Annotated in this window: 30 protein-coding genes; 13 read left to right on the forward strand and 17 right to left on the reverse strand. The window is 64.6% G+C overall.

What is annotated here, in order from left to right:
* Positions 1–143 precede the first annotated feature (143 nt).
* A complete protein-coding gene (locus H8B02_RS17050) occupies positions 144–1,169 on the reverse strand; it encodes a TRAP transporter substrate-binding protein (RefSeq protein WP_229167295.1) in 1,026 nt (341 codons plus the stop codon).
* 268 nt (positions 1,170–1,437) lie between these two features.
* Between H8B02_RS17050 and pobA the strand changes: the two genes are divergently transcribed.
* The 3 genes from pobA (at position 1,438) to H8B02_RS17065 (ending at position 3,985) form a co-directional block, all read left to right on the forward strand.
* Positions 1,438–2,607: a 4-hydroxybenzoate 3-monooxygenase gene (pobA, locus tag H8B02_RS17055; protein ID WP_229167321.1), complete on the forward strand. Its 1,170-nt coding sequence runs from the start codon at positions 1,438–1,440 to the stop codon at positions 2,605–2,607.
* A gap of 143 nt (positions 2,608–2,750) precedes the next feature.
* On the forward strand, positions 2,751–3,407 hold the full coding sequence (locus H8B02_RS17060) for a glutathione S-transferase family protein (RefSeq protein ID WP_283842199.1): 657 nt from the start codon (positions 2,751–2,753) through the stop codon (positions 3,405–3,407).
* Between the two features lie 122 nt (positions 3,408–3,529).
* Positions 3,530–3,985, forward strand: coding sequence for a PaaI family thioesterase (locus tag H8B02_RS17065; protein WP_229167297.1), 456 nt, complete (start codon positions 3,530–3,532; stop codon positions 3,983–3,985).
* 10 nt (positions 3,986–3,995) lie between these two features.
* Here H8B02_RS17065 and H8B02_RS17070 read toward each other — a convergent pair whose 3' ends face one another.
* A complete protein-coding gene (locus H8B02_RS17070) occupies positions 3,996–4,889 on the reverse strand; it encodes a LysR family transcriptional regulator (protein WP_229167298.1) in 894 nt (297 codons plus the stop codon).
* Positions 4,890–5,007: 118 nt separating this feature from the next.
* On the opposite strand from H8B02_RS17070, the gene H8B02_RS17075 reads away from it, so the two are divergent.
* On the forward strand, positions 5,008–5,643 hold the full coding sequence (locus H8B02_RS17075; protein ID WP_229167299.1) for a pyridoxamine 5'-phosphate oxidase family protein: 636 nt from the start codon (positions 5,008–5,010) through the stop codon (positions 5,641–5,643).
* Here H8B02_RS17075 and H8B02_RS17080 read toward each other — a convergent pair.
* Complete coding sequence (locus H8B02_RS17080) at positions 5,640–6,371, reverse strand: glutathione S-transferase family protein (protein ID WP_229167300.1); 732 nt, start codon at positions 6,369–6,371, stop codon at positions 5,640–5,642. The genes H8B02_RS17075 and H8B02_RS17080 overlap by 4 nt on opposite strands.
* A gap of 64 nt (positions 6,372–6,435) precedes the next feature.
* Positions 6,436–6,669 carry a hypothetical protein gene (locus H8B02_RS17085; RefSeq protein ID WP_229167301.1) on the reverse strand — a complete coding sequence of 78 codons (234 nt, stop codon included), beginning with the start codon at positions 6,667–6,669 and terminating at the stop codon, positions 6,436–6,438.
* Positions 6,670–6,850: 181 nt separating this feature from the next.
* Here H8B02_RS17085 and H8B02_RS17090 point away from each other — a divergent pair, with 181 nt between their 5' ends.
* Positions 6,851–7,549: a helix-turn-helix transcriptional regulator gene (locus H8B02_RS17090; RefSeq protein WP_029077927.1), complete on the forward strand. Its 699-nt coding sequence runs from the start codon at positions 6,851–6,853 to the stop codon at positions 7,547–7,549.
* A complete protein-coding gene (locus H8B02_RS17095; protein WP_229167302.1) occupies positions 7,549–7,884 on the forward strand; it encodes a YkgJ family cysteine cluster protein in 336 nt (111 codons plus the stop codon). Before H8B02_RS17090 ends, H8B02_RS17095 begins: the two co-directional genes overlap by 1 nt.
* Positions 7,885–7,975: 91 nt before the next feature.
* Here H8B02_RS17095 and H8B02_RS17100 read toward each other — a convergent pair whose 3' ends face one another.
* Together H8B02_RS17100 and H8B02_RS17105 are read right to left on the reverse strand one after the other, a co-directional pair.
* The gene (locus H8B02_RS17100; protein ID WP_229167303.1) at positions 7,976–8,383 is read right to left on the reverse strand and encodes a hypothetical protein; all 408 of its coding nucleotides are present in this window, start codon (positions 8,381–8,383) and stop codon (positions 7,976–7,978) included.
* Between the two features lie 270 nt (positions 8,384–8,653).
* Positions 8,654–9,007, reverse strand: a complete 354-nt coding sequence (locus H8B02_RS17105) for a DUF3307 domain-containing protein (RefSeq protein WP_083991990.1) — start codon at positions 9,005–9,007, stop codon at positions 8,654–8,656.
* A gap of 408 nt (positions 9,008–9,415) precedes the next feature.
* Between H8B02_RS17105 and H8B02_RS17110 the strand changes: the two genes are divergently transcribed.
* Complete coding sequence (locus H8B02_RS17110; protein ID WP_229167304.1) at positions 9,416–10,816, forward strand: TAXI family TRAP transporter solute-binding subunit; 1,401 nt, start codon at positions 9,416–9,418, stop codon at positions 10,814–10,816.
* 205 nt (positions 10,817–11,021) lie between these two features.
* Here H8B02_RS17110 and H8B02_RS17115 read toward each other — a convergent pair whose 3' ends face one another.
* From H8B02_RS17115 to H8B02_RS17125, 3 genes are all read right to left on the reverse strand, one after another.
* On the reverse strand, positions 11,022–11,783 hold the full coding sequence (locus H8B02_RS17115; RefSeq protein WP_229167305.1) for a Crp/Fnr family transcriptional regulator: 762 nt from the start codon (positions 11,781–11,783) through the stop codon (positions 11,022–11,024).
* A 198-nt stretch (positions 11,784–11,981) separates the two neighbouring features.
* Positions 11,982–12,344 carry a PRC-barrel domain-containing protein gene (locus H8B02_RS17120; RefSeq protein ID WP_229167306.1) on the reverse strand — a complete coding sequence of 121 codons (363 nt, stop codon included), beginning with the start codon at positions 12,342–12,344 and terminating at the stop codon, positions 11,982–11,984.
* 92 nt (positions 12,345–12,436) lie between these two features.
* On the reverse strand, positions 12,437–12,643 hold the full coding sequence (locus tag H8B02_RS17125; protein WP_229167307.1) for a hypothetical protein: 207 nt from the start codon (positions 12,641–12,643) through the stop codon (positions 12,437–12,439).
* A gap of 307 nt (positions 12,644–12,950) precedes the next feature.
* Here H8B02_RS17125 and H8B02_RS17130 point away from each other — a divergent pair, with 307 nt between their 5' ends.
* The 3 genes from H8B02_RS17130 (at position 12,951) to H8B02_RS17140 (ending at position 13,680) form a co-directional block, all read left to right on the forward strand.
* Positions 12,951–13,148: a hypothetical protein gene (locus H8B02_RS17130; RefSeq protein WP_229167308.1), complete on the forward strand. Its 198-nt coding sequence runs from the start codon at positions 12,951–12,953 to the stop codon at positions 13,146–13,148.
* 35 nt (positions 13,149–13,183) lie between these two features.
* Positions 13,184–13,399, forward strand: coding sequence for a hypothetical protein (locus H8B02_RS17135; protein ID WP_229167309.1), 216 nt, complete (start codon positions 13,184–13,186; stop codon positions 13,397–13,399).
* A gap of 62 nt (positions 13,400–13,461) precedes the next feature.
* Positions 13,462–13,680: a hypothetical protein gene (locus H8B02_RS17140; protein ID WP_229167310.1), complete on the forward strand. Its 219-nt coding sequence runs from the start codon at positions 13,462–13,464 to the stop codon at positions 13,678–13,680.
* A 152-nt stretch (positions 13,681–13,832) separates the two neighbouring features.
* On the opposite strand, the gene H8B02_RS17145 is transcribed toward H8B02_RS17140, so the two are convergent.
* On the reverse strand, positions 13,833–14,747 hold the full coding sequence (locus H8B02_RS17145; RefSeq protein ID WP_229167311.1) for a DUF6537 domain-containing protein: 915 nt from the start codon (positions 14,745–14,747) through the stop codon (positions 13,833–13,835).
* Positions 14,744–15,412 carry a Crp/Fnr family transcriptional regulator gene (locus H8B02_RS17150; RefSeq protein ID WP_223966309.1) on the reverse strand — a complete coding sequence of 223 codons (669 nt, stop codon included), beginning with the start codon at positions 15,410–15,412 and terminating at the stop codon, positions 14,744–14,746. The genes H8B02_RS17145 and H8B02_RS17150 overlap by 4 nt, the downstream gene beginning before the upstream one ends.
* Positions 15,413–15,729: 317 nt before the next feature.
* Here H8B02_RS17150 and H8B02_RS17155 point away from each other — a divergent pair, with 317 nt between their 5' ends.
* Positions 15,730–16,842 (forward strand): cyclic nucleotide-gated ion channel, encoded by a 1,113-nt coding sequence (locus tag H8B02_RS17155; RefSeq protein ID WP_229167312.1) that lies wholly within the window; start codon positions 15,730–15,732, stop codon positions 16,840–16,842.
* A gap of 11 nt (positions 16,843–16,853) precedes the next feature.
* Complete coding sequence (locus H8B02_RS17160) at positions 16,854–17,639, forward strand: enoyl-CoA hydratase/isomerase family protein (protein ID WP_229167322.1); 786 nt, start codon at positions 16,854–16,856, stop codon at positions 17,637–17,639.
* A 173-nt stretch (positions 17,640–17,812) separates the two neighbouring features.
* Here H8B02_RS17160 and H8B02_RS17165 read toward each other — a convergent pair whose 3' ends face one another.
* The gene (locus H8B02_RS17165) at positions 17,813–18,247 is read right to left on the reverse strand and encodes a DUF6157 family protein (RefSeq protein WP_229167313.1); all 435 of its coding nucleotides are present in this window, start codon (positions 18,245–18,247) and stop codon (positions 17,813–17,815) included.
* 14 nt (positions 18,248–18,261) lie between these two features.
* The gene (locus H8B02_RS17170; RefSeq protein WP_229167314.1) at positions 18,262–18,915 is read right to left on the reverse strand and encodes a glutathione S-transferase family protein; all 654 of its coding nucleotides are present in this window, start codon (positions 18,913–18,915) and stop codon (positions 18,262–18,264) included.
* Positions 18,916–18,998: 83 nt separating this feature from the next.
* On the opposite strand from H8B02_RS17170, the gene H8B02_RS17175 reads away from it, so the two are divergent.
* On the forward strand, positions 18,999–19,994 hold the full coding sequence (locus tag H8B02_RS17175; protein ID WP_229167315.1) for a helix-turn-helix transcriptional regulator: 996 nt from the start codon (positions 18,999–19,001) through the stop codon (positions 19,992–19,994).
* Here H8B02_RS17175 and H8B02_RS17180 read toward each other — a convergent pair.
* From H8B02_RS17180 to H8B02_RS17195, 4 genes are all read right to left on the reverse strand, one after another.
* On the reverse strand, positions 19,991–20,401 hold the full coding sequence (locus H8B02_RS17180) for a hypothetical protein (RefSeq protein ID WP_229167316.1): 411 nt from the start codon (positions 20,399–20,401) through the stop codon (positions 19,991–19,993). The two genes, H8B02_RS17175 and H8B02_RS17180, sit on opposite strands and share 4 nt — an antisense overlap.
* Positions 20,402–20,479: 78 nt before the next feature.
* A complete protein-coding gene (locus H8B02_RS17185) occupies positions 20,480–21,193 on the reverse strand; it encodes a nitroreductase (protein WP_229167317.1) in 714 nt (237 codons plus the stop codon).
* 2 nt (positions 21,194–21,195) lie between these two features.
* Positions 21,196–22,440, reverse strand: a complete 1,245-nt coding sequence (locus H8B02_RS17190; RefSeq protein ID WP_229167318.1) for an acyl-CoA dehydrogenase — start codon at positions 22,438–22,440, stop codon at positions 21,196–21,198.
* Between the two features lie 28 nt (positions 22,441–22,468).
* The coding region (locus tag H8B02_RS17195) for an acyl-CoA dehydrogenase family protein (RefSeq protein ID WP_283842200.1) at positions 22,469–22,635 on the reverse strand (167 nt) is incomplete at its 5' end.

The raw sequence follows: 22,635 nt of genomic DNA on the forward strand, positions 1-22,635 counted from the left end.
TTGGCAGCCATGATTCGATCGTCGCTTCCTCGGCTCGTCATTCCGGGATGCGCCGCTTGGCGCAGGCCCGGAATCCATACGCCCGATCGTGGTTATGGATTCCGGGCTCGCGACTTCGTCGCGCCCCGGAATGACGGGGCGCGCTAGATCCCCGCCTCGTACTTCTTCAGCGTGGCCTGCAGATCGGCCTCGATCTTCTCCGCATCGCCGCCGGCCTTCTTCACGGCCTCGGCCCAGCTGTCGCGCAGCGGCTTGACCGCCTTCTTCCACTCGGCGAGTTGATCCGCCGCCAGCGGATAGACCTCGTGGCCTTGCAGCGCCTTCATCTTGGTGCGGCCGTTGGCTTCGAAATCGGTCCAGGGATCGGTGACCTTGGAAGCCCATTCCGGCGTGCAATGATCGTCGATCACCTTCTTCTGGGCGTCCGACATCGCATTATATTTGGCGAGGTTGATGTTGTAGGTGAACACCGTCGTGTAGAGCGGCACGTCCATGTGGTACTTCACCACCTTGTCGATGCCGAACAGGAAGACCGATCCCCAGGGGAAGGTGATCTCGTCGGCGACGCCGCGCTCGATCGCATCGCGCGATTCCGGCGCGGAGGCCTGCACATTGGTGCCGCCGAACATCTTCACCATCTCGCCGATGGTGCTCTGGGCGGGGCGCACCTTCACGCCGCTAAGGTCGCTCGGCAGCACGATCTTCTTCTTGCCGTGCAGCGCGCCCGGATCGTGGATGAAGGCGAAGCAGAGCTTGGTGTCCTTCATCTCGGTTGGCGCGTATTTGTGGTACCACTCGTTCAGCGCCAGCGTGCCCTTCTTGCCGTCCGAGAACACGAACGGGAGCTGGCCCGCGGCCGCGATCGGGAAGCGGCCGGGCTGATAGCCGGGATTGACATAGGTGACGTCGGCGATGCCGTCGCGCGCCATGTCGTAATGGTCGAACGCCTTGCCGAGCTGCTCGGACGGAAACACGGTGACCTTGATGGTGCCGCCCGATGCCTTCTCGATGTCGGCGGCCCAGGCCTGCGTCGCCGGAACCAGCGGATGCGCCGGCGGCACCCAGAGCGACACTTTGAGATTGACGGTCTTGTCCTGCGCCTGCGAAGGACCTGCGGCCGGCACGATGGCGGCGGCTGCCATCAGCAGCGCCAACAAACTCTTCCTCATCACCTCTCCTCCTCTCCAGGACGGGCTTCGTGCCCGGTCTCATTACTTAACATGTTATCTAATTCGCACGGATATTCAAGACGAAATCCGCAGGGAGGACGCCTCGTCGCAGCCGGCCTCTCCGGCATCTTGCGCTGCGGCGAACGCAGGTCCCGCGCAAATCCGCCTTGCCAAAACTGTTATATGATATAGTTGCCTTGGCAAGTTGATGGCGACCGCCCCGGCGCGGGCGCCTGCTGAAAGGCTATCCGATCGGGAGGAGCAGGTGTTGCGGACAAAAGTAGCAATCATAGGCGCAGGTCCGGCCGGACTGTTGCTTGGGCAACTACTTCATACTTTCGGCGTAGACAACGTCATTCTCGAGCGGCAGACCCCGGATTACGTGCTGGGGCGGATCCGCGCCGGCCTGCTCGAGGAAGGCACCGTGTTGCTGCTCGACAGCGTCGGCGCCGGCGCGCGGCTGCACCAGGAAGGCCTGGTTCATCACGGCGTCGAGCTGGCGTTCGGCGGTGCACGGCACCGCATCGACATGCATTCGGCGACCGGCAAGACCGTGACCATCTACGGCCAGACCGAGGTCACGCTCGATCTGATGAACGCCCGCAAGGCGGCCGGCCTGACCTCGGTCTACTCCGCCGCCGACGTCACGCCGCATGATTTCGGCACCGATCATCCGCGCGTCACCTACGTCAAGGACGGCGTCACCTACGAACTCGCCTGCGATTTCATCGCCGGCTGCGACGGCTTCCACGGCGTCAGCCGCGCCAGCGTGCCGGCGTCGGCGATCACCAGCTACGAGCGGGTGTATCCGTTCGGCTGGCTCGGCATCCTCTCGGAAACGCCGCCGGTCTCGCCGGAGCTGATCTACAACAACCACGCGCGCGGCTTTGCGCTTTGCACGATGCGCTCGACCCATCGCAGCCGCTATTACGTGCAATGCTCGCTCGACGATCATGTCGATCAATGGTCGGACGAGCGGTTCTGGGACGAGTTGAAGCGCCGCCTCGACCAGAAGGCCGCCGACGAGATCGTCACCGGCCCCTCGATCGAAAAGAGCATCGCGCCGCTGCGCAGCTTCGTCGCCGAGCCGATGCGGTTCGGCCGGATGTTCCTGGCCGGCGACGCCTCGCATATCGTGCCGCCGACCGGCGCCAAGGGCCTCAATCTTGCGGCCAGCGACGTGCATTATCTGTCGCAGGCGCTGCGCGAATATTACGACGAGAAATCCTCTTCCGGCCTCGACTTCTATTCGGCGAAGGCGCTGGCGCGGGTCTGGAAGGCGGTGCGCTTCTCCTGGTGGATGACCTCGATGCTGCACAAATTCCCCGACGAGGGCGAATTCGCCGCGCGCATCCAGATCGCCGAACTCGACTATCTCGTCAGTTCGAAGGCGGCTTCGACCTCGCTGTCGGAGAACTATGTGGGGCTGCCGTTTTAGATGGCCTGCACGATAGTTGACCCGTCACCCTGAGGTGCGAGCCCTGCGGTGCACTTGCACCGCTGGGAGAGCCTCGAAGGATGAATCGGCCAAAGTGGGGCCGTGCATCCTTCGAGGCTCGCCGAAGAGGCGAGCACCTCAGGATGACGGGATCAAGATCGTCCTTGCATCAAACGGTGCGGTCGTCCAGCTTCGGCGTCACACAGTTCGGGAGCACCCGCCATGCTCACCCTCTATTTCGCACCGGGCGCCAGCTCGATGGCGGTGCATATCGCCTTGCACGAGATCGGCACGGACTTCGAGGCACGGCCGATGTCGTTCAGCCCAACGACATGCGCGCGCCCGACTATCTCGCGCTCAATCCGGAAGGCAAGGTCCCGACGCTCGTGATCGACGGCCGGCCGCTGACCGAGGTCGCGGCGATCCTGTTCTATCTCGCCCGGCGCTTTCCCGAAGCCAAGCTACTGCCGCGCGACGACATCGAGGCCGAGGCGCAGGCGCTGTCGTTGATGTCCTTCATCGCCTCGACGCTGCATCCGGCAAGGGCGCGCGGGCTCGACTACGCGAAGGCGGTCTGGGGCATCGCCGATCGCCGGCTCGGTCACGGCTGGGCGATCGGCAGCTTCTCGATCGCCGACATCCATCTGTTCCGGCTGTACTGGCGGCTCGCCAATTCGCTGAAACCGCCGCCGCAGACGTTCCCCAACCTCACGGCGCATTACAACAGGGTGATGGCGCGGCCGGCGGTGCAAAAGACGATCGAGATCGAGAGCAACGTCGGCTACGAATTGCCGGCGTGACCGGTCGCAGCGTTCGCGCTTTCAAACACCTGCGCAAATCCCGTTTAAAACTTTGTAGGCGGTGAAACCGCGATCGACATCGCGTTCAATGGCGTCAACGCAACGCCATGCACGAGATTCAGATGACCACCGATACGCAAGTCGCCCCCGACATTCCCCAAGATGTTCCCGAAGGCTTCGAGCCGCTGTTCCGCAAGAGCCCGCTCACCGAGCCCTGGGAGCCGCTATACCAGAAGAAGACCGAGCGCGCCGTCATCATCGGCCTGCGGCTGGCGAGGCCGCACACCAACGGCCGCGGCCTGATCCATGGCGGGCTGATCGCGGCACTCTCCGACAACGCGATGGGCTATAGCTGCGGCCAGGCGACCGGCTGGACCACCTCGTATGTGACGATCTCGCTCACGGTCGATTTCGTCGGCTCGGCCAATGTCGGGCAGTGGCTCGCAATCGAGAGCGATGTGATCAAGACCGGCAGCACGATCTGCTTCGCGCAGAGCCTGATCAAGGCCGACGGCGGGACGATCGCGCGCGCCAGCGGTACGTTCCGCGTGGTGCCGAAGAAGGCGCCGGCGAGCTAAGCGTTGCGCGCTAGCCGAAGTGCCAGTCGGTGATCTCGGTGACGAGATCGATGAAGGTCCGCACCTTGGCCGACAACAGCCGGGATGTCGGGTAGACGACATGGATCGGCACCGGCGGCTGCTCGAATTCGGCGAGCACGATCCTGAGCCGCCGCGCCTTCAGCGATTCGGCGGCCTGGTAGGCCATCACCCGCGTCAGTCCGCCGTCCTGCTCGGCGTACTGGATGGCAGCGTCCGAGCTGTTGCTGGTGAAGCGTGGCGTCGGCATGATGCGGATCTCCTGGCCGTCCTCCATGAAGCGCCAATCCGGCGTCGCGGTCATCGCGCCGAACTGGATGGTGTCATGGGCGGTGAGGTCGGCCGGCCGCTTCGGCTCGCCGCGAAGCTTGAGATAGCCGGCCGAAGCCACCACGATGCGGCGCATCTGGCCGACATGGCGCGCCACCAGCGTCGAATCCGGCAGGTGCCCGAGCCTGACCGCGAGGTCGACGCCGTCCTCGACGAGGTTGATCCGGCGGTCCGACAGCCGCAGGTCGACGCCAACATCGGGATAGCGTTTGAGGTAGGCGGTCACGACCGGGCTGACATGGAGCCGCCCGAAGCCGAACGGCGCCGAGATCACCAAGCGGCCTTCGGGGCGGGTGCGCTCGCTCTCTACCGCGTCCTCGGCCTCCTCGACGTCCGCAAGGATCCGCCGCGCCCGCTCCAGGTAGCGCGAGCCGGCGTCGGTCAGCGTCACCTGCCGCGTGGTCCGCTGCAGCAGCCGCGCACCGAGCCGCTCCTCCAGCGCAGCGATCAGCCGCGTGATGGCTGACGGAGACAGGCCGAGCTTCCGGGCGGCGGGGGCAAACCCCTCGAGGTCCGCCACCGCGACGAAGGCCTGCATGGCGTCGATCCGGTCCATGACACTATTGCATAGTCGGCAACAGTGAAGTGTCAATTCCCAAGATTGCCTACGATCCGGAAATGCCCATGTTACGGTCTAAGGACGGCCGCTTTGTCGCCCGTGGCGGGAGGCTCAGATGTCAGACGTTCGCAGCTATTCGAGCGATGTCGGGTTCACCCCGGCGGTGAAGGAAATCCAGACCCGCAAGGGCTCGAGCGCGACCTACGCCGAGGTCGAGGCCCATGGCGGCTGGCAAACCGAGGTGGACGACAACCTTGCGGCCTTCCTCGCCAACACCAACAGCTTCTATCTCGCGACCGCCTCGGCCGGCGGTCAGCCCTACATCCAGCATCGCGGCGGGCCGAAGGGCTTCATCAAGGTCCTCGACAAGCACACCATCGCGTTCGCCGATTACAGCGGCAACCGGCAATTCATCACCCAGGGCAATTTCTCCGAGAACCCGAAGGCCTACATCTTCGTGATGAATTACGCGTACCGGCAGCGCGTGAAGATCTGGGGCGAGGCGCGGGTGGTTGAAGACGATCCGGCGCTGACGCGTTCGCTGATGCCGCAGGGCTATCGCGCGCGACCCGAGCAGGTGATCCTGTTCAAGGTCGCGGCGTGGGACACCAACTGCCCGCAGCACATCCCGCAGAAGTTCGACGCGGCCGATGTGGCCAGCGCGCTCGCCTCACGCGACCAGCGCATCGCCGAGCTCGAGGCGGAGCTCGCCGCATTGAAGGGCGAGCCCACTCCTGCCCCAGCCGGTTAGGCCGCCTGCTGCTGCAACGGCGCCCAGGCGAATTCCGGATAATATTGCTGCATCATCCGGCCGACATAGGCAGTGAGATTGTCGAACTTCTCGGTGCGCTCGCGCAGCGGTGAATCGAAGAACGGCGTCAGGATTCCCGCGAGCGCGCCGAACGCGGTGGCGTCGGTGCCGCACGGCGCGTTGCCCATCAGGTAGGGCTTGTCGCCGAGTTGCACCGACAGCGCAAACAGCGAGCGGAGCGCGAGATCGACGTCCTCATCGGGGCCGTGGCGGCCAAGCCCGCTCAACAGATAGTTCTCGGCGACGCGGAACTGGGCGTCCTCACGCAGCTTGTCGCGCAGATGATCGGGCGCGCCGTCGAAGAAATGCGCGGGTCCCTTGGCGAAATTGGCGTCGTCGACCCAGCGCGCGCCGACCAGCGCCCAGTAGACGTGATGCTCGATCATGCGCTCGAAGGCCCAGGCCTGCGCCCGCGCCTGCAGGCTCAGCGGCGCATCGAAATCGAAGCCGTATTTGCCCTCGATATGGGCGCGGATGAAGGTCGAATCGGCGATCGTCTCGCCGTCATCGGCGATGAACGGCAGCTGGCCCTTGGGAGAAGCCGGCGGCATCGCTCTTTCCTTGCGATAATCGAGCCCGGCCATCTTGAGCTGGACCTCGGTCTTGGTCACGAAGGGGCTGATTTCCGGCAGGCCGAAGCCCGTGCCAAAGCCAAAAAGCGTAATCATATGAAGCTCCCGATCGCCTGTGGTCGTGAATTAAAGCTAGCCGCCCCCTGCTGCCAGCATGGTGTCAGCAGTAGCGGCATTCACTGTCGAGCGGGCCGACCGGCGCGAGGCGGCGAACCGCCTCGCGAGCGCGCTTGACCAGCCGTGCCCGCCCGTAGGACCAGGCTGCGCTGATGGACTGAGCGACCAGCGCAACCAGGGCCCAGCGCAGGTCGCCGGAGGTGGAGTAGACCGTGACCAATTGTTCCAGCGCGAAGCTCTGCGCCTGCCGGAAACCGAGCTCATCAAGATTCGTCATGGACAAATTCCCTTCACTTGAGGTGTTGTCCTGCTATAGCCCCCACCTGCTGCCAACATGCTGTCAGCAGCAGTGACAGGGGGCGCGAAAAGTCGACGCGCCGAGACACTGCGAGACCCGTCAAGACAGCTGCCAAAACACTGCTAAGACACCCGCCAAGCGAGCGACCAAGAGAATTGCCATGAGACGCGCCGACCGGCTGTTTCAGATCATCCAGGTGCTCCGCCGCACCCGTAAGCCTTTGACCGCAGATGCGATCGCAGCCGAACTCGAGACATCGAAGCGGACCATCTATCGCGACATCGCCAGCCTGATCGAGCAGCGGGTGCCGATCCGCGGCGAGGCCGGCATGGGCTACATCCTGGAGAAGGGTTTTGACCTGCCGCCCTTGATGCTGACACCCGACGAGATCGAGGCCTGCGTGCTCGGCGCGCAATGGGTGGTCGGTCATGCCGATCCGGCGCTGGCACGCGCGGCCGAGGACCTGATGGCCAAGATCGCCGAGACCGTGCCCGACCGGCTGCGGCCGTTCGTGCTGGAGCCGGCGAGCCGCGCCCGCTCCGCCTGGAACCGGGAGCCCGACCGCATCGACATGGTCAGGACCCGCAGCCAGATCCACGAAGGCAAGAAGATCACGCTCAACTATCGCGACGAGCATGGCCGCGATAGCGAGCGCACGGTCTGGCCGATCGCGGTCGGCTATCACGAGGCGGTGCGGCTGCTCGCCGCCTGGTGCGAGCTGCGCAAGGATTTCCGCAGCTTCCGCACCGATCGCGTGGTCACCGCTGTTTATCACGACGAGAAGTATCCGGAGCGGCGCGACCTGCTCAGGGCGCGCTGGCGGCGCAGCCTGGTGTGGGAAGCACCGAGGGACACCTGATGACCAGCAACGCGATCGACGCGGCGGACGCGAGCCCCTGCCAGTCCTGCGGCGCCTGCTGCAGCTATTCGGAAAACTGGCCGCGTTTCACCCTGGAAGACGACGCGCAGCTCGATCTGATCCCGCCGCAATTCGTCAATGCGCGCCAGTCAGGGATGCGCTGCGAGGGCGACCGCTGCTCGGCGCTGTCGGGCCGGGTCGGAGAGGCAACGCGCTGCGAGGTCTATGCGGTGCGGCCGGAGGTGTGCCGAACCTGTCTGCCGGGCGACGCGGAATGCGCGATGGCCCGGCGCCGGCATGGGCTGCCGCTCATCCCGAGCGCGCAGCCGGATTGAGCACGGCTCTTTTATTTGCGCATGATCTCCGCGCAAACGCGTTCCGCGTTTGTCGCGAGGGAAAACCGGTTTCCACTTTTCCGGATCATGCTTAAGCCGTCACAGTCACCGTCTCGCTGACGTCCTCGTCGTCGAGTTCGTCATCGACAGCAGGCGCGAAGCTCGACAGCGGCTTGGTCGACAGCGTGATCGGCTTGCGGCCGCCATGCGACACGGTCGCAGCACGGGCCGGCTCACGCGACAATGCGTACAGCGTCGACCCGACGCGGCCGCCGGAATTGACCAGCTCCCATTCGCTGCAGCTCGACGCAATCGCCACCGCGAGTGCATGCAGATGGCTGCGGCGATAGCAGAACAGCGCGAGCATCGCCCTGACGTCGGGCGCGACATTGGCAACCAGCAGCGTAAGCCCGTTCGGATTGGCGCGGTACATCTGGCCGAGCAGGTCGTCCGCAACTGGGCAGGCATCGTTCTCGAACGCGTCGCGGCTTGAAAACATTTGCAAATCCCCCTCGATCGGGAAGATGCCGCGCAATCCTCTAACGAAAGGTTAACCACGGCCTCCGGTCGTCTCCGGGGCCCCTTGCCCGTTGCACGCGAATCACATCCGCCCGCCGCTGGAGCGTTTTCAAGCGAAGTGGATACCGGTCGCGTGAGGAGCGCGCGTCAAAACAAGAATCCAGAGCCCCGTTCCGATTCCATCGGAACGGAAGCGGCTCTGGCGGCCCGATCGTGGTCCGAAATGTGGGAAGAAGCGTCCGCGCGCCGCTCAGTTCGCGGCCATGTAGATCGACAGCGCGAATCCGGTGAGGTGGTGCAGCGCCTGGTCGACCCCGATCAGGGTCCAGAACCAGGGATGGCCCGATTCCAGCGTCACGCCGAAATGCGAGGCGCAGATGCCCTTGCAGCGATCGACGATGATGTGGATCACGAAGTCGACGAAGGCGACGTACCAGAACCGCGGCGCCACCACCAGGATCAGCGCCAGCGCGACCGCGAGATGGACCAGGCAATGCGCGAGCAGCGGCATGGCCCAGCCGGTCTTCTGATCCTTGCCTATCGCCATCCAGGCGTTCTGCAGCATGAAGTCAGCGATGATGTGCTTTGCGGTGAGAAGCAACATCCATCCCACCAGGGCACCAACCGACACCGACGATGACATGGCAGGAAACAACAAGCTGACGCCCTTTTACTTCGATGAATGTGATTGCAGGAAATCCGGGTCAGGCCGTCAGCACAATTCCGCGAACCGAAGCTTGTCTCATTTATGACATCTCCGGCGGCGGAATGCACCTGCGGTCCCCCGAAAATCACATCTGGGTTCGGACGTCGATAGTGGCGATGGTCATGTGGCATCGCGGCGCAGGTCAACAGGGATTAAGGTTACGGCCGGTGGCCGGTTTGCATTCCCGCCGGGGAGGTATATCGTCGGCGGCACAGGAAATTTTCTTTCTTTTATAGTCATTTACGGATTCACCGGGCAGCGCCGCGCCGCTGCGGCAACGGGGCCGTCCCGGACGGGTGATCAGCCATGAGTGCCGAAGCCCCCGCGCCTTCGCCAGCGTTGCCGCGGCCACGCCCTCCGGTCGCCAAGAGCAACCGCGCGCAGATCATCATCTTCACCATGCTGACGCTGTTCTTGAGCGCGATCACCGTGATCGGCGGCCGGGTCTGGCTGCGCAATTCGGAAACGCTGGTGTTTGCGGTCGGCGATGCCAACGGCCCGGAGGCCAAGTTCGCCGCCCGCCTCGCCACCGTGCTGAAGAACAATTCGTCGCGACTGCGGCTGAAGATCTCGCCGAACCCCGACAACGCCAAGGCGCTGGTGCAGTTCGATCGCCGCGCCGCAACGCTTGCGATCCTGCGCACCGATGCAAAGGTGCCGCCGCGCGCCCGCGCCATCGCGATCCTCGAGCATGATGTGGTGCTGGTGCTGAGCCCCGGCGGCAGGAAGATCAAGTCGCTGACCGAACTGAAGAGGAGGAAGATCGCAGTCGTCGGCGACGGCGAGAACAGCGTCAATTTCGTCCGCAGCGCGCTGGAGATTTCCGACAGCCCGGATGCGGCGCAGCGAGTGCAGCAGGCGCCGCCGAACACGCCGTTCGACAAATTGTTCGCTTCGGGCTTCGCCGCCGTGGTCGTGATCGAGCATGCCTCGAAGATCATCAAGGACAAGACCTACGAGCAATATGCCAAGCGCGCCGGCGGCTTCACCTTGAACGCGATCGACGAGGCCAAGGCGCTGGCGCGCAAATATCCGGCGATCTCGGAGGAGACGATCTCGACCGGCATGCTGTCGTCCTCGCCGGCGATCCCCGGCGACGACGACGACACCATTGGGCTGGAATGGCTGCTGGTCGCGCAATCCTCGATGTCCACGACCACGGCGGCCGAGCTCGCGCGCATCGTCTATGAGAACAAGTCCGAGCTCGCGCTCGACGACGGCTTCGCCTCCAAGATCGAGCCGGCGGCGACCGACAAGGACGCCTTCATCGTCGCCCATCAGGGTGCGGCCGAATACATCAATGACGATACCAAATCGTTCATGGATCGCTACAGCGACGTGATGTATCTCGGCGCCGCCGCGCTCAGCATCATCGGCTCGATCTTCGCTGCGATCTACACCAAGATCACCCGCGTCGCGCCGGAGAAGGCCAGCGAACTGGCGGGCCGGATCCTCGACATCGGCGAGCGCGTCGAGCACACCACCTGCGCGGAGCATCTCGACGAATTGCAGGACGAGCTCGAGGCGATCCTGCGCGGCGCGGTGATCGGCTTGCGCGACGGCACCGTTTCCGGCGACGGCCTCGACACCTTCAAGCTCGGCTACGAGCTGGTCCGCGACGAGATCGCGCTGCGCCGCGACCATCTCAAACGCCACCCGCCGGCAGTCGATGACAATCTCGTGGTGGTGAAGACCGCGAACGGGTGAAGCGGGCCGTTGGTTACGCTGCGTAAACACCTGTCGTCCCTGCGAAAGCAGGGACCTATACGCCGCGGCGGAAGTTGTGAACGGGACTCGTCGTTCCAGCGTCGCGCAGCAATCAGCATGGGTGGTTATGGGTCCCTGCTTTCGCAGGGACGACCTCGAATGCGTGGCGCGGCCAACGCGCCATACATCCTCGCCGCGCGGCGCATCACCCGGCCGCCGCATCGGGCGGCGTCGCAACGACATCAAGCTGCCGTCCTTCGTGGTCCATATGCAAATAATTCGGGTTGAACAGCCCTGCGCGCATCAATCGGTCGAGATTGGGGACCGCCAGGGTCTTTCCCTTTAGCACGATCAGGCCGTCGGCGCGCAGCTCCTGTAGCGTTCGGTTGACGTGGACCTTGGAGAGCCCGGTGGCGTCGGCGAGATCGCCCTGGGTCAGCGGGAAGTCGCAGCTGTCGCCCTGGGTCAGGCCGGCGAGACGCAGGCGGAGCCATATCTCGCAGAGCAGATGGGCCATCCGCTCCAGCGCCGTGCGCTGGCCGAGGCTCATGGTCCACTCGCGCTGGATCGCCGCATTGACCAGGGTTTCCCACCAGAACGCGGTAACGATGCGCGGATGTTCGGCCGCGACCCTGTCGAAGAACTCGCGGGAGAGGTCGGCGATCGACACTGCGGTGATGGTGCCGATCGAATGATCCATCTCGCGCAGGATGAAGACGTTCACGTCGCAAATGTCGCCGGGCAGGAAGAACGACACCACCTGGCGCCTTCCGTCCTCGAGCTGCTTGTAGCGGTAGGCCCAGCCGGACAGGATCAGGTGGACGTCTTTCGGCTTCTCGCCTTCACGGACGATATCGACGCGCGGCCCGAAGTGGCGGACGCGCTCGCTCGACGCGCGATTGAGAATGGCATGGTCGACCGGCGAAAGCCGTACGAACTGCTCCAATTTCCGGACTAACGACGCCAACGACATTGGTCTCCCCGGATATCTAATCGGGTAACCGCCGGGCCGATTTCAATAACGTATGTTACATGGCGCAACTATTCCGTCTGTTCACTAGTGTACAGACGCCGGAAGCCGTAACGGTTACGTCCTCAAGGGCCGTACAACTCAGCCCGAAGGCCCTCGCCCCTTTAAGGGCGGGACCTCCGGGATTCGGGCCGCTCAGACGAGCGGCACGCCGTAGTAATCATCCACCGCGCGTGTGCGGCCGGTATCGGCCCAATTCCAGTCTCGATCGCTGCCGTATTTGGGCGCGTCGCGCAGCTGACTCTCGGTCACGCCGGTGACGTAACCGCCGAGCCTGTTGTCGTATTTGAGCGACTGCCAGGGCAGCGGATAATGGTCGTTGCCAAGCCCGAGGATGCCGCCGAAGCCGAGCACGGCGTAGGACACCCGTCCGCTCGTCTTGTCGATCATCACGCGTTCGATCGAGCCGATCTTGCGCTCGTCCGATCCGTAGACCGCGGTACCCTCGACCTTGTCGCTGCCGATCAGGTTTCCGACCTCTTTCTCGTCCATCGCCATGTCAGTTCTCCATTGATGTCCCAAGGAGAACGGTGGAGCGGGACCGTCGTTCCTGCCGCATTGCCGCAGTTGCGGCACAGCAAAACGCTTGTTCAGCCCGTTGGGGGATCGCCGCGATCATCCGACGTCATGCCCGAGCCCGGCGTCTTGTCGGGGTCGTTCAGTTTCGGATCACGCGTCGCTTCGCGCGTCGGCGGCTTTCGAGTGTCGGTCTTGTGAGCGGTTTGCGCGCGCTCCTTGTCGACCGGCTGCTCCTGACCCTTGTCGTCCTTCACGATACCCTGATTGGAATGTGCCATCTCTAGTTTCCTTGGCTAGTTTCCTCGGTCAAATTCCTTTGCCAATTTCCTCTGCGTGATTTCCTTGAATTTTCCTCTGGGTGATTTCCTTGAAGATGCGGGCCCCGGCGATAAAATTCACCGAGGCCCGTCACCGGAGTGGTCCACCGCCTTTCGGGGAGCAAAGCAGCGAACGCATCAGTGATACGCATCGCGCCGACGATCGTTCCTGCAGTCCTGACGACGATTTCGTGCAACCTGATGTCATGGGTTAACGACGGCGTTCGGGGAACATGCCTAGAATTGCTGGTTCCAGCGCGGAGGCGGCATGATCAAGAACAAGAAGAAGCGCAACAGGTCACGGCCTCTCGGATCGTTCGAGGACCGCCTGCAAAAATTCGCCGAGGATTCGCGCATTGCAGCACGCAAACTGCCGCCGGGACGGGAACGCGAAACGCTGATGAAGAAGGCCAGACAGACCGAGACCGTGATGGAAGTCAGCGAGTGGCTGGCAATCCGCAAATAAACCGCAAGCCGAAGAGCTGCGGAGGGAGAGGTGCGATGATCGAAGAACGATTTGATTCACGTACGCTCTTTGCCATGAACTTTGCGCTCGACCATGTCTGCGCCGGCGCCCTTCATGGCGAGGAACATGACACCCGCAGGCGCGTTGCCCGATACATCATCAAATGTGCCAGGAGCGGCAGGACGACGCTCTCCGAGCTCACCGAAGCCGGACAGCAGGCGTTGGCCAAGGTCACCGCCGTAGCTGGATAATCGGCGCAACCTGTCTGGCTGCAACCTGCCTTGGTCTTGGCCTTCAGCAAAGGCAGATACCTATGCGTATCGCAATCAGCATCGGCCTGCTCGCCTTTTTGCTCGCCGTCGGCGCCTACGCCTATGAAGGGCTGACCGTGGACGCTCCCATTCCGACGTACGGCATTGTCGTCTTTACGATCGGAATCGTGCTTCTCGCGGCCGTCTGCTCCGGCCTGATGGGCCTGCTGTTCTATTCCAGCCGCCGCGGCTACGACGAGCCGCCGCATATCGAGCGGTAGGGCGATTTCAGCGGAGCCGCGGACAACATCTTAGTCCCGTCATCCCCGCGCAAAGGCTTCGCCTTTATCGCTGGAGGTGCGAGCAGAGCGAGCCTCGAGGGATGCACGGCCACACTCGGGCCGTCGATCCTTCGAGACGCGCTTCGCGCTCCTCAGGATGACGGTGATAGAGCCGCCGGCACCCGGGCGCGAATCTCGGCGATCTTGCGCTTCAGCGACGCCTGCCGCGGATCGGGCATGATGGCGGCGCGGGCCTCGGTGATGGCGGCGGCAAGATCGGGAAGCGCGAGCACGCCGTCGAAGGTCGGCTTGACCAGTCCGTCGATGATCACGTGCCAGTCCGCGATGCCCTGGCGATAGGGATCGCCGTAGCCCTGGATCATGGTTGCGGTCTGCACAATCGCTGACGCCGCGCCCGGCTGCTTGGTCAGACTGCGGTCGATCATATGCAGCCAGCGCTCGACCCAGATACGTTCCTTGGCGTAGCGCCCCGAGAACAGCCGCCAGCGCTTCAGGCCGGCCTCGATCCGGAGCCGGCGAAGGCTGAAGCGGGTGTTGGCCCTAAAGCTGATCGAGACCCGGCGGCGTCGCCAGCCGAGCTGATCCAGCACGGCGAGGATCGGATCGGCGACCATCGCAGGCAGGGCGTCGATCAACTCGTCGAAGCGGAGCTTCTTGACGTCGTCGGCCGAGCGCGCCGCAAGGCCACCCGCCGCGTTGACTTCGCCGAGCTTGAGCTGCGCGATGCGGATCGCGTCCTCATAGGCCATGCGCTCGGCCATCAGCCGCGCGATCTCGGCAAGCAAGGCGTCGTCAACGCCACGGCGGCCGACGAAGCGCTTGAGCCGGTCGATATAGAGCTGGGCGTAGCTCGTGCTCTGATAGGCGATCAACAGATGGATGGCATCGGTGACCGCGGGCCCGAGGTGATCCGGGCAGGCGTCGGGCAGCACCGGCGGCCCCTCGTCCTCATCGCCGATGACATCGGCAAACAGATAACGAAGCGAAGCCAGCAGACTGTCGTCATCCGGCACTGCGGCGCCTCCAGAACTCGTCGCGGGGCTCATGCAGGTTTTGGCTCCGCGACCTGTGGGGTGGCGTGCTGCGCGAGCCGCTGCTCGAGCGTCGAAATATTCTCGAACAGGCGGGCGCTGAACAGACGCAGGAGGTAGAAGCCGAACGCCGGGTTCTGAACGTAAAGCTGCTCGACCTGGTCATAGGTCACCGACAGCACCATGCCGGTTTCGACGCACTCCAGCGTCTGGGTTCGCGTGTTCGACGGCGACAGCATGCCGAACTCGCCGACGAGGGCGCCGACCGGCAGCTCGATGCCCGATTCGACCAGGCGAAAGCGGCCGCTGACAATGTAGAACATGCTGTCGGCCTTCTCGTCCTTGTAGAACAGGACTTCGCCCGCGGTGCATTTGCGCTCCGTCGTGAACGGCCTCAGCCAATCCATCGACAGATCGCTGTTGACCGATTTCTTCACGCTGCGGACCAGTTGCAGCATCTGGTGCAGCCGATAGGTGTTCACCGGCAGCAGCACGGCATGCAGGATCAGCGTCGCGTAATTGTGGGTCGGGACCGCGGTCGCGATCAGGATGATGTTGGTCAGGATGGCGAAGACGCGCAACGGGATCATGGTCCGCATCGACAGCGTGGCGACCACGAAGATCGATGCGAAGAAACTGCCAGCGGCGCCGGCGTGCTCCGCGAGATGTGAGGTATCCATCGGAAACCAACCAATTTCTCAAGAAGTGAACAAGATCGCCTTATTAGTCGCTTCATTCCGGCCGAGGTCGCATCGGTGACCAGCATCCCTGATATACGGTGAAAAAGCGACGATTTGTCTGATTTCTCACATTCGCGGGCGCAAAAACGGGCCAACATGGTTAGGCCATTCGTCCAACATTTGGGACTTTCGCCGCGACCATCCCGCCACCGCCTGCGCGTTGACGGCCTCAACCGGGAGAGGCACGTTGTGACACAGGCTCCGCCATTCGCAGGGCCTCAATTCCAGCAGTTCAGCGACAGGCAAGCTCCGTTCCGATGTCCAAGCCGATCGTCCTTCCGGCCCTGACGCGCTTCATTTCCGCCACCGCCGGCCGCAACATGACCACGGCGGCCTATGTCGCGGTCACGGTCGGTGTCGCCATGATGACGCTGCTGACGGTCGCGCCGGCCTATGACGCGGTCCCGCACTGGGTCGATGTGCTGCTGTGGGCCTGCCTTGCCTATTTTGTATTCGAATGGCTGGTGCGGCTGCGGCACATGCGGCGGCAGGACAAGCTCTGGTTCTACGCGCTGTCAAGCGCAGGCATTGTCGATGCGGTTGGCGCGCTGGCGGTGCCGCTGGCCCTGCTCTGCGGCATCGAGCCGAAAACCGCATGGCTGCTCGGCGTGCTCTGGGTGCTCAAGGTGGTGCCGGGCATTCCCGGCCTGCGCCAGCTCCGGCGGGTGCTCGTGGTGGAATCCGGTCCGCTGCTCAGCGTGCTGGTGATCTTCCTGATGGTGGTGTTCCTGGCCTCCGTCGCCGAATATTTCCTGGAGCGGGATGTCCAGCCGCAGACCTTCGGCAGCGTGCCGGCGGCGCTGTGGTGGGCGGTGGTGACGCTGACCACCACAGGCTATGGCGACGTGGTGCCGATCACCCCGCTCGGCCGCATGGTCGCCGCCATGGTGATGATCTCGGGCCTCGGCGTGTTCGGGTTGTGGACCGGTATTCTGGCGACCGGCTTTGCCGCGGAAACCCGCCGCGACAATTTTCTGAGAACCTGGGAGACCGTCAGCAAGGTGCCGTTCTTCGCGCATCTCGGCCCGGCCGCGATCGCCGACGTCACCCAGGTGCTGCGGACCATGGATCTGCCGCCGCGCACCATGATCATCCGCAAGGACACCAATGGCGACTGCATGTATTTCGTCGCCGCCGGCGAGGTGGAGGTCGACCTGCCCGGACGCAAGGTGAAGCTCGGCGAAGGCGCGTTCTTCGGCGAGATGGCGCTGCTCGGCAACGCCAAGCGGGGCGCCAGCGTCTCGACCAGCAAGGTGACCCGGCTGTTGGTGCTTGACCTCGTCGATTTCCGCCTGTTGATGGCAAGGCATCCCGATCTCGCCGAGACCATCGACGCCGAGGCGAAGCGGCGCGAACGTGAGAACCAATGATGGAGACCAAGATGGCCGACGCGGCCGACACCGCCAGCGGACCCGTGCTCGAAATCGCGGGCGCCCGCGCCACGATCCGCCTCAACCGGCCGAAGCATCTCAACCGCCTGCAGGCCGAGGATCTCGGCGACCTCGTCAGGCTGTTCGACCGGATCGAGGCCGATCCCGCGATCCGCGTGCTGGTGCTGACCGGAACCGGCCGCGCATTCTCCGCCGGCTACGACCTCAACTCGGTGGCCGAGCGCGCGGTGAGCGAGAGCGAGCAGCAGAGTGCGGGCTCGGCGTTCGAGGTGGTGGTGAACCGGCTCGAGGATCTGAGCGTGCCGACGATCTGCCGACTCAATGGCGGCGTCTATGGCGGTTCGACCGACCTGGCGCTCGCCTGCGACTTCCGCATCGGCGTCGATACCGCGGAGATGTTTATGCCCGCGGCGCGGCTCGGGCTGCACTATTACAAGAGCGGCATCCAGCGCTACGTCACACGGCTCGGCGTCGACAACGCCAAGATGCTGTTCCTGACCGCGCAGAAGATCACGGCGCCGGAGATGCTGCGGATCGGCTACCTCACCGCGATGGTGTCGCTCGACCTGCTCGACGAGGAGGTCGACAAGCTCGCCACGATCCTGGCCGGCAATGCGCCGAAGGCGATGGCCGGCATGAAGCGCGCGATCAACGAATTCGCCCGCGGGGCGCTGGATGAGGCCGCCGCCGACCGGCGCCACCGCGACAGCATGCGCGGCGACGAGATCAAGGAAGGCATCAAAGCGTTCGCCGAGAAGCGGGCACCGAGGTTTTAGAGGCAGCACGCCAAGCCATTGGTGTACCGTCACCCTGAGGAGCGCGCACCGCGCGCGTCTCGAAGGGTCGACGGCCCCACTGTGGCCGTGCATCCTTCGAGACGCGCTACGCGCTCCTCAGGATGACGGGTCTGACAGTGTGCGATTCGGCGCGATCTATCGCTGAATCCTCTTCACGCTCGCTTCGACCGCATCGCGCGCGTCTGCGCGATGTCAGGGTCGCGGGCCAGCGCCTGGTAGCGCTTGCTGTCGACGGCGTAGATCGCGATGCGGCCCTCGGCGTCGGCGTGGACGCCCCACCCGAAACGCTTGCCGAGCGGCGAGGCGCGCATGCAGGCCTGGCCGCGCGAGAAGAACGTCTCGCGGGCGAGGCTGCGCGCCTTCTTCGCCGCCTTCGCATCGAGCGCGCGGCCGGCCGACGAGGTCGCGAACACCACGTCGTCGGAGGTGTATTTATAGGGCGATTCGGCGATCATCCGGTATTGCAGCACGGCAACCGTCGGCTGGCCGCCACGCAGCTGCGGCTCCTCGCCGCGCTGCGCCGGGCAATCCTCGGCGACGCGGATCAGGGTGTTGAAGCAGTTGGTGCTGTACAGGGGTTTCGCCATCGGCACGATCCGTATCACACTCCGGCGGCTGCTGCATGCTGCGCCGCCATCTCGTCGTCGGCCTTCGAGATCCGGATGAAAGCCGGGCGCGCGGCGATGCGTTCGGCATAGCGGACGAAGGCGTCCCTTTTCGGCACGATGCCGAACATCATGGTCCAGCTGAGCGCGATGCCCCAGAGGATGTCGGCCGCCGTGATCTCTTCGCCGAGCAGATAGGGCCCCTTTGCCAGCTGCGCCTCGAGGGTGCCCAGCATGGTGTCGTAATCGGCATAGGGCGACTGCGTGATCGGCGCCGGCTCGCGCTTCATGAAATGGTCGATCACCGCCGGCTCGAACGACGAGCCATAATAGGCGATCCAGCGCAGATACGGGCCGCGGCGCGGGTCGTTCAGCGCGGGCGTCAGGCCCGCCTGCGGAAACAGATCGGCAAGATAGATGAAGATCGCGACCTGCTCGGTCACCAGCGCGTCACGGTGGCGGATCGCCGGCACCTTGCCGAGCGGATTGATCGCGAGATAGGCGTCCTTGCGCTGCTCGGCTGCCTTCATGTTGAGGACGTGCAAATCATAGGGCGCGCCGAGTTCCTCCAGCAGCACGCGCGTGCCGGTGGCGCGGCTCTGCGGCGAGTAATACAGCGTGACGCGGTCGGTGGGGGCAGCGGTGGTCATCAGCGGGTCTCCTTGCACCGTCAGGGGCGTGGCCTCCTTATGTGCGCCTATACCTGACACCTTGTGTCAGGTATGATCTTCGCATGCGCGCGAGCCGGCTGTTTTCCATCCTCACCACCTTGCAGGCCCGGGGACAGGTCACCGCGCCTGAATTGGCCGAGGCCTGCGAGGTCTCGGTGCGCACGATCTATCGCGACATCGATGCGCTCTCGGCCGCCGGCGTCCCCGTCTATGCCGACCGCGGCGCCGAGGGCGGCTACCGGCTGCTCGACGGCTATCGGGTGCGGCTGAACGGGCTATCGCGGGGCGAGGCCGAGGCGCTGTTCATGGCCGGCCTGCCCGGCCCTGCCGCTGCACTCGGCCTCGATGTCGCGATGGCGGCGGCGCAGACCAAGCTGATGGCGGCGCTGCCGGAGAATCTGCGCCCCAATGCGCGGGGCATGCAGCAGCGCTTCCATCTCGACGCGCCGGGCTGGTTCGGCGAGACCGAGGAGCCAAAGCATCTGCGCGCCATCGCAAGCTCCGTGCTGCGCGAGACCCTGATCGAGATCCGCTACCAGAGCTGGAAGGCCGAGAAGCGGCGGCGCGTGGCGCCGCTCGGCCTCGTGCTGAAGGGTGGCAGCTGGTATCTCGCGGGCCTTGTCGACGGCAATGTGCGTACCTACCGCGTCGCGCGAGTGCTGGATTGCACCGCACTGGAGACGCCGTTCGCGCGGCCGGCGGAGTTCGATCTCGCCACCTACTGGCGCGCCTCGATCGCGCGGCTCGAGGCCGAGTTGCATCCGAACGAGGCCACGGTGCGGCTGTCGCCGTTGGGGCTGCAGCTGTTCGATGCGCTGGCCCATCCTTACGTGAAGGCGCGGATGCGGCTTGCTGAAGCCGCCGACGCCGACGGCTGGCGGATCGCCACCATGCCGGTCGGCAAGACGGTGTGGCACGCCGCGTCCGAATTGCTGCGGCTCGGCGCCGAGGCCGAGGTGATCGCGCCCGCGGAGTTGCGCGAGAAGATGGCGGAGCTGGCGGGCGCGATGGCCGCGCGCTATGCGGACGCCCCGCCGCGCCGCGCGGCCCGGCGTTAATAGCGGCTGTCGGAGCTGATGACGAAGCGGTCGAGAAAGTTGACGGGCAGTATCTCGAGCCGGTCGAGCGTGAGCGTAATCCCGGTCACGAAGTCGACGCCCTTGATCGTGCCCTCGAGGTCGATCCGCCGGCCGCGGCGCAGGCCGCGTGTTTCCGGATGTTGCTCGATGTCGATATAGGCATAGATCGGGTTGTCGAGCCGCGAATGGCGATGCCAGCCGCGTTGCAGGAAGCTGAATTGCAGCACGGAGCCCGCGCCCCAGTCGATCGCGTCGAAGAAGCGGGTCTGCCAGGCAACGGGCTGTCCCAGGTAATGCCCGGCGATGAACGCGTCGCGCTCAAGCGAAGGCAGACGGTGCAGTTGCCAGCTGATCTCCGCCGGCGTCAGGGAGGCGTTATTCGCCATTGTTGTTCTAGTCGTTCTTCTTGTCGTTTCTTCTTGTCCTCGGCGGGAGGGCGAACCGACCTTCCCGCCTTGAGGAAGTTATACATCCACAAATGTGACAGTATCCGCAACAGTTGCGCGCGATGTGCGGTAGCTGTTCACCTTGTGCGCATGATCCGCATAGCCGAACGAGATACCGCAGACAACCCGGCGATCCCCAGCCAGGTTGAAATGGCGGCGGATCAGGCCGGAATGGCGCGCGATCGCGGCCTGCGGAATGGTGCCGAGCCCGAGCGCCTGGGCGGCCAGCATGAAGTTCGAGACATAGCCGCCGCAGTCGATCGCGCCATAGATGCCGAGCGGCTCGTTGGTGTGGATCACGGCAATGTGCGGCGCGCCGAAGAAATTGTAGTTCTCCAGCGCCTGCTTGGCGTAGGCCGCCCTGTCGCCGCGCGCGATGCCGAGCGTGTTGTAGAGCTGGAACCCGCTTTCGCGGCGGCGCTCCAGATAGACCCCGACATATTCGCGCGGCGGCGTGAAGTCGTAGTCCTCGCCAAGGCCACGCGAGGCCTCGGCATAGATCGCCTTGCGAAACCGCTCCTTGGCCTCGCCGGAGACGATCAGGACTTCCCAGGGCTGGCTGTTGCACCACGACGCGGTGCGCTGCGCGGTGGCGAGGATGTGTTCGATGACGTCGCGCGGCACCTCGCGCGGCTGGAACGCGCGCACCGAATAGCGCTCGTTGAGCAATTCCTCGAGCGCGCCGATGCGGTCTTCGGTCGCATAGCGCGCGTTTGGTGTTTTCGCGTCCATGCTCAACGCCCCTTGGTCGGGATCTTGTTGTAGGGCACGTCCTTGTCGACGCGAATATCGCCCGGCAGGCCGAGCACGCGCTCGGCGATGATGTTGCGCAGGATCTCGTCGGTGCCGCCGGCGATACGCATCGAGGGCGACGACAGCAGCATCTGCTGGAACTGGCCGTTGGCCTGCTCCTCGTCGGTGCCGGTGAGGCTGCCCGCCGCGCCCTCGAGGTCCATCGCATAGGTCGCGATGTCCTGCAGCATCAGGCCGGAGACCAGCTTGCCGATGGAATTCTCCGGACCGGGCCGCTCGCCCTTCGACAGCGCCGAGATCGCGCGGTAGCTGGTGTATTTCAGCCCGCTTGCCTTCACCGCCCAGTTCGCAAGCTTGGAGCGCACCGCCGGATCGTCGATCGCGAGGCCATCCTCCAGCATCAAATTGGAGCAGAACTCGAACATTTCAGGGACACCGGTCGCAAGCCGCGATCCGATCGACATGCGCTCGTTCATCAGCGTGGTCAGCGACACACTCCAGCCCTCACCGACCGCGCCGAGCCGCTGGCTGTCCGGGATCAAGACGTCTGTGAAATAGACCTCGTTGAACTCCTGCATGCCGTTGGCCTGCTTGATCGGCCTGACCTCGACGCCCGGGCTCTTCATGTCGAGGAAGAACATGGTGAGGCCCTTGTGCTTGGGCACATTCGGATCGGTGCGCGCGATCAGAAGGCCGTAGTCGGAGTAATGCGCGCCGGAGGTCCAGATCTTCTGGCCGTTGACGACCCAGTTGTCGCCCTTCTTCTCGGCGCGGGTGCGCAAGCCGGCGACATCGGAGCCGGCCGACGGCTCGGAGAACAGCTGGCACCAGATCTCCTCACCGGAGGCGAGCTTCGGCAGATAGCGGCGCTTGGCATCTTCAGAGCCCCAGGCCATCACGGTCGGGCCGCACATGCCCTCGCCGATCTGGAACGGCTGGGTCAGCTTGCCGTAGACGCCCTCTTCCTGCTGCCAGATCACGCGCTCGATCGGGGTGGCGCCGCGGCCGCCATATTCCTTCGGCCAGTGCAGGCAGGCCCAGCCGCCCTCGGCCTTCTTCTTCTGCCAGGCCTTGCCGACCGCGACCATGTCGTGCTTCGCAAGCCTGATGCGGCCGAGCGAGGACTTTGAGAGCTCCTCCTCGAACTCTTTCGGCGCGTTGGCCGCGATCCAGTTGCGGGCAATGGCGCGGAATTCGGCTTCCTGCGGCGTGTCATCGAAATTCATGGCGAACCTCTTTTTGATTTCCACGCGCTCAGGCGCGGCCCTTGGTCGGGATCTTGTTGAAGGGAACGTCCTTGTCGACCCGGATGTCGCCGGGCAGGCCCAGCACGCGCTCGGCGATGATGTTGCGCATGATCTCGTCGGTGCCGCCCTCGACGCGGGTGCCCGGCGCGCGCAGCAACATCGCCTGGAATTTGC

Source organism: Bradyrhizobium altum (genome assembly GCF_020889705.1).
Taxonomy (GTDB): Bacteria; Pseudomonadota; Alphaproteobacteria; order Rhizobiales; family Xanthobacteraceae; genus Bradyrhizobium; species Bradyrhizobium altum.

Coding starts and splice junctions, on each gene's coding strand:
- H8B02_RS17050 (WP_229167295.1), bottom strand. CDS start 1,169: ATGAGGAAGAGTTTGTTGGCGCTGCTGATGGCAGCCGCCGCCATCGTG.
- H8B02_RS17175 (WP_229167315.1), top strand. CDS start 18,999: ATGCGCGCGAGCCGGCTGTTTTCCATCCTCACCACCTTGCAGGCCCGG.
- H8B02_RS17120 (WP_229167306.1), bottom strand. CDS start 12,344: ATGGCGATGGACGAGAAAGAGGTCGGAAACCTGATCGGCAGCGACAAG.
- H8B02_RS17155 (WP_229167312.1), top strand. CDS start 15,730: ATGTCCAAGCCGATCGTCCTTCCGGCCCTGACGCGCTTCATTTCCGCC.
- H8B02_RS17165 (WP_229167313.1), bottom strand. CDS start 18,247: ATGGCGAAACCCCTGTACAGCACCAACTGCTTCAACACCCTGATCCGC.
- H8B02_RS17095 (WP_229167302.1), top strand. CDS start 7,549: ATGACCAGCAACGCGATCGACGCGGCGGACGCGAGCCCCTGCCAGTCC.
- H8B02_RS17100 (WP_229167303.1), bottom strand. CDS start 8,383: ATGTTTTCAAGCCGCGACGCGTTCGAGAACGATGCCTGCCCAGTTGCG.
- H8B02_RS17110 (WP_229167304.1), top strand. CDS start 9,416: ATGAGTGCCGAAGCCCCCGCGCCTTCGCCAGCGTTGCCGCGGCCACGC.
- H8B02_RS17160 (WP_229167322.1), top strand. CDS start 16,854: ATGGCCGACGCGGCCGACACCGCCAGCGGACCCGTGCTCGAAATCGCG.
- H8B02_RS17190 (WP_229167318.1), bottom strand. CDS start 22,440: ATGAATTTCGATGACACGCCGCAGGAAGCCGAATTCCGCGCCATTGCC.
- H8B02_RS17135 (WP_229167309.1), top strand. CDS start 13,184: ATGATCGAAGAACGATTTGATTCACGTACGCTCTTTGCCATGAACTTT.
- H8B02_RS17150 (WP_223966309.1), bottom strand. CDS start 15,412: ATGGATACCTCACATCTCGCGGAGCACGCCGGCGCCGCTGGCAGTTTC.
- H8B02_RS17070 (WP_229167298.1), bottom strand. CDS start 4,889: ATGGACCGGATCGACGCCATGCAGGCCTTCGTCGCGGTGGCGGACCTC.
- H8B02_RS17060 (WP_283842199.1), top strand. CDS start 2,751: ATGACGGGATCAAGATCGTCCTTGCATCAAACGGTGCGGTCGTCCAGC.
- H8B02_RS17145 (WP_229167311.1), bottom strand. CDS start 14,747: ATGAGCCCCGCGACGAGTTCTGGAGGCGCCGCAGTGCCGGATGACGAC.
- H8B02_RS17130 (WP_229167308.1), top strand. CDS start 12,951: ATGATCAAGAACAAGAAGAAGCGCAACAGGTCACGGCCTCTCGGATCG.
- H8B02_RS17080 (WP_229167300.1), bottom strand. CDS start 6,371: ATGATTACGCTTTTTGGCTTTGGCACGGGCTTCGGCCTGCCGGAAATC.
- H8B02_RS17185 (WP_229167317.1), bottom strand. CDS start 21,193: ATGGACGCGAAAACACCAAACGCGCGCTATGCGACCGAAGACCGCATC.
- H8B02_RS17085 (WP_229167301.1), bottom strand. CDS start 6,669: ATGACGAATCTTGATGAGCTCGGTTTCCGGCAGGCGCAGAGCTTCGCG.
- H8B02_RS17065 (WP_229167297.1), top strand. CDS start 3,530: ATGACCACCGATACGCAAGTCGCCCCCGACATTCCCCAAGATGTTCCC.
- H8B02_RS17180 (WP_229167316.1), bottom strand. CDS start 20,401: ATGGCGAATAACGCCTCCCTGACGCCGGCGGAGATCAGCTGGCAACTG.
- H8B02_RS17125 (WP_229167307.1), bottom strand. CDS start 12,643: ATGGCACATTCCAATCAGGGTATCGTGAAGGACGACAAGGGTCAGGAG.
- H8B02_RS17105 (WP_083991990.1), bottom strand. CDS start 9,007: ATGTTGCTTCTCACCGCAAAGCACATCATCGCTGACTTCATGCTGCAG.
- H8B02_RS17075 (WP_229167299.1), top strand. CDS start 5,008: ATGTCAGACGTTCGCAGCTATTCGAGCGATGTCGGGTTCACCCCGGCG.
- H8B02_RS17170 (WP_229167314.1), bottom strand. CDS start 18,915: ATGACCACCGCTGCCCCCACCGACCGCGTCACGCTGTATTACTCGCCG.
- H8B02_RS17090 (WP_029077927.1), top strand. CDS start 6,851: ATGAGACGCGCCGACCGGCTGTTTCAGATCATCCAGGTGCTCCGCCGC.
- H8B02_RS17140 (WP_229167310.1), top strand. CDS start 13,462: ATGCGTATCGCAATCAGCATCGGCCTGCTCGCCTTTTTGCTCGCCGTC.